This is a genomic window from Bartonella sp. AD328YNZD, assembly GCF_042196425.1.
Window position 1 is genome coordinate 1 of record NZ_JBHIQG010000242.1, and the last position, 3754, is coordinate 3754.

Annotated in this window: 3 protein-coding genes and 1 pseudogene; all 4 read left to right on the forward strand. The window is 43.0% G+C overall.

What is annotated here, in order from left to right:
- Positions 1-183: 183 nt before the first annotated feature.
- Positions 184-1566: a Bgr_08870 family protein gene (locus tag ACFIO3_RS09960; RefSeq protein WP_375617380.1), complete on the forward strand. Its 1383-nt coding sequence runs from the start codon at positions 184-186 to the stop codon at positions 1564-1566.
- A gap of 9 nt (positions 1567-1575) precedes the next feature.
- A complete protein-coding gene (locus tag ACFIO3_RS09965; protein ID WP_375608845.1) occupies positions 1576-1788 on the forward strand; it encodes a hypothetical protein in 213 nt (70 codons plus the stop codon).
- Positions 1789-2336: 548 nt separating this feature from the next.
- Positions 2337-3158 (forward strand): DNA adenine methylase, encoded by an 822-nt coding sequence (locus ACFIO3_RS09970; protein WP_375704390.1) that lies wholly within the window; start codon positions 2337-2339, stop codon positions 3156-3158.
- Positions 3159-3353: 195 nt separating this feature from the next.
- A pseudogene (locus tag ACFIO3_RS09975) lies at positions 3354-3754 on the forward strand (phage tail protein); the annotation flags it as partial.

Here is a 3754-nt window from a genome sequence, read left to right on the forward strand (position 1 = left end):
AAACAGAACAACTCGCTGAACCACTTTGGACAGAACGAAAATTTACCAGCAGTGACAAAACAGCCAAACAAGCGCGCTTGAAATTGACCCTTACCGGTGGACCTGCTGCGCGGTCCATGGTGAGTGATTTTGGCGCTGGCATATTGTGATGGGAACTGGCATATTATAATGGGAAAATGAGAGATGACAAAAACCAAAAAACTCGACATGGAATTGCCTAAAGAGGGGCGTTTTATCAGTTCTGAATTCCCAATCTTGCGGGAAAATTTGACCAAAATTGATCAAGCACTTGCGGAAGTTGAGGAAAAGGTAAACGAAAAGGCGCCTTTACAGCACACGCATACGATCAACGAAATCGCAGATCTAGAAAGCGCTCTCAATGGCAAGATGGCAGCGGATAAAACCTTTACTTTTGCTGATTTAAGCGATATCGAAGGGGCAAAAGATGCCGCTAACAACTATGTTCTCTATAAATCAAGCAACAATAACTTTACCTTTGGCAGTGCTGTCTCACTGTTAGGCGCGCATCAACATAAAACCGAAGATATCGTGGGGCTTGACGATTTTAGAGCCAAGCTTAACGAAGATCTCACAAGCTATGGGCGCCTCACAAGCCCAAATGAATGGCAAAGTTATAATAAATTTACCAGCAAAGTTAGCATGAGTGGTGGCTTAGAGCTGTTAGGTAATTCATCGTTTAATCTCACCCACAATAATAAAGTTGTGACAAGTCTAAGTGCAAGTGGAAGCATGCTTAGAGGTCCAGCAACTGTTGATGGTAAGGCACTTTACACAAAAGATGAGGCTACCACTGTCCTTCAAAAAATACGCAATGAGATTGCAAAACTGAAAGAAGTTACCGCGCTTAATCCCCTTGAAATCCTCATGACAGAAAGTGGACCCATTCCATTTCCTGATAGTGTTACTAGCTACACCGATATTGAAATATGGGCGTGGGGTGGCGGTGGAGGCGGCAGTAATATAAAAGGCGGTGGTGGAGGTGGCGGCGGTTGCGTACGTATTAAAATCAAAGGATACCAGCTGGGAAACTCAAAAAATGCTCAAATTGGACGTGGTGGGAAAGGCGGTAATAACGAGAGGGGAGGCATAGGTGGTCAAACAATAATTCAGGGACTTCTTACCGCAGGCGGTGGCGGAGGTGGTGGATATTATGGATACGCAACTAGTGGCAGTGAAGGAAGTGCCAACAGCAGTGGTCGCGGCGGTAGCGGTGGCAGCTATTACTCTAGCAATACCAGCGTCAATGGCAGTAGTTCTACTTTCGGTGGCGGGAGTGGTGGTGGCTACGCATACTATAGAAGTAACGACGGCCCCTTTATTGTCTATAAAACAAACATTGGACATGGTGGAAGCTCTATTTATGGTGGCGCTGGTGGTGGTTGCAGTGATGGTATCGCAAAAGGGGGGTACAGTGGGAAAGGCGGCAATGGTGGTGATGGAAATGGTTTTACCAGCGGCGGTGGCGGTGGCTACTTTCCAGGAAAATCTGGTGGAGATGGCGGCAATGGTGGTGACGGAGCAATCTTGTTGAGATTTTTTATCTAGGAGTTTTTTATGAAATATGCAGTTGTTGAAAATGGTGTGGTAACAAATATTATTGTAGCCTCAGAAGATTATGTTCACGCCTTTGATGGTGAGGCAATCCCCTCACGTGAAGCGCAGATCGGCTGGACTTATAAAGACGAAGTGTTCTCTCCTCCCGTGGTGGATGAAGAAACAATGGCAGAGCTTAGCCATAAATCACAAGAAAAAGGTGAAGAAGCTTAGGCACTCAAACAATAGTGTTAATGATGCTTGTTGTATAAGCTGGCTTTGTATGTTTTTAAAATCCCCTTTAAAGCTCTTTCAAAGCCCTTTAAAGGGCTTTTTTGACTGACAGTGTCAGTCTTATGAGAGAGTGTAGATGATTGTTATGGTCTCTTCATTAATGTGGAGAGCAAAATGGCAACAAAAGTAAATACTCTCTGTCGCACTATAGCAAAATCATTCTTTATCTTTAGAAAAAGCCCCGAAATCACGGCGTGCCCCCTCTTCTATTCCAAAAGTTTTGTAAAGAGATTAACGGCTCTTAGCAAGCCGCTCTAATAACCTATCGCTATGAGAAAACATAGCGGTTAGCCCACAGAAATTATCCTAGAAACTCAAAAACAAGGAGAATGGAACAAAAAATAGAGGCTGGGCTGGTTGCCCAGCCAACGGGACTTAGTTTAGCGACAACCCGTCCGATGTAAGAAGACCTCAACATCGCAGCCACTTCTTCTCACTTGGAAACAGTGAGAAGATGGCTAATATAGATGGAAGAGTGTTAAAAAATGATGGATACACTTTGTAAAGAAAAATTAAAATCTGTTGATCCTATCTCACCAGCTGCTGCTTATATTGGAGGCAAAAGAAGACTAGCCAAAACCATAGTTAACATTATCGAGGACATTCCTCATAGTATTTATGCCGAACCTTTCGTTGGAATGGGAGGAATATTCTTTAGGAGAAAATTGATTCCACCCACTGAAATCATTAATGACCGTTTAGGAGATGTGGTGAATTTTTTTCGGGTGTTACAACGCCATTATCACCCGTTTATAGAATTTCTGGAATTTCAAATAAGCAGCCGTGAGGAATTTCAACGATTACGTGCTCAAGATCCAGAAACCCTCACAGATTTAGAACGGGCTTCAAGGTTTTTATATTTGCAGCGTTTAAGCTTTAGCGGGAAGGTAGCCGACCGTACGTTTGGGGTTGAAACAGACCGCGGTGCACGTTTTAATCGTTTTAAACTTGAAGACTTATTAAAGCTTATTTACCGTCGTTTAGCGGGTGTTACCATTGAAAATTTAGACTGGTCTGAGTTTATCAGGCGCTATGATCGACCAAACACCTTATTTTATCTTGACCCGCCTTATTGGGGTGTTGAGGATTATTATGGCAAAGATTTGTTTAAGCGAGAGGATTATCAGAGGATGGCTATGCTGCTGGCACAATTAAAAGGGAAGTTTCTTTTGTCTCTCAATGATGTGCCAGAAGTTCGAAAAACCTTCAGTCAATTTACCTTAAAAAAAATAAATACGTTTTATTCGTGTAACGCCTTAAATAATGTAGTTCCCGCTAAGGAGCTTATCATCACCAATTGTGATTTCTAAAACGAGAAATAATACATATTAAAGGGCTTTAAATGACCTTTGAAGACCTTTTTAAAAAAGTAAATTGCTACAAAATCTAGTGTCAAAACATAAAAAGAAAGTGCTTGTTGAAAACAAACCTTTCTCAAGAGCGCCTCTTTACCTCTCATTTTTTCCATTCATTTCATTAGCCAATATTTCAAAGGAGCATAAAGTATGGCAACAGGTTTTTTACACGGTGTTGAAGTCGTTGAAGTTGACGACGGCACCCGCCCCCTTCGCGCGGTTCAGTCTGCCGTTATCGGAATTGTTGGCACAGCACCCGATGCCGATGAACGAGCATTCCCCCTCAACACACCAGTTTTGGTAGCCGGCTCTCTTTCACAAACCGCAAAACTGGATACAACAGGTAAACGACGCGGCACTTTACCCAATGCCCTTGATCTTATTTTCAAGCAAGTGGGTGCCATTGTTGTTGTCGTACGCGTGCAAGAAGGTGACAACGAAAATGCAACACTCACTAATATTCTAGGGGGTGTGAACGCAAATGGTGCTTATGAAGGCGTCCATGCTTTGATTGGAGCACAATCCATTGTGGGACAAACACCACGCATTCT

What these genes read in the sequence shown, in the direction of transcription:
- ACFIO3_RS09960 (WP_375617380.1), top strand. Translation starts at nt 184, where the DNA reads ATGACAAAAACCAAAAAACTCGACATGGAATTGCCTAAAGAGGGGCGT.
- ACFIO3_RS09970 (WP_375704390.1), top strand. Translation starts at nt 2,337, where the DNA reads ATGGATACACTTTGTAAAGAAAAATTAAAATCTGTTGATCCTATCTCA.
- ACFIO3_RS09965 (WP_375608845.1), top strand. Translation starts at nt 1,576, where the DNA reads ATGAAATATGCAGTTGTTGAAAATGGTGTGGTAACAAATATTATTGTA.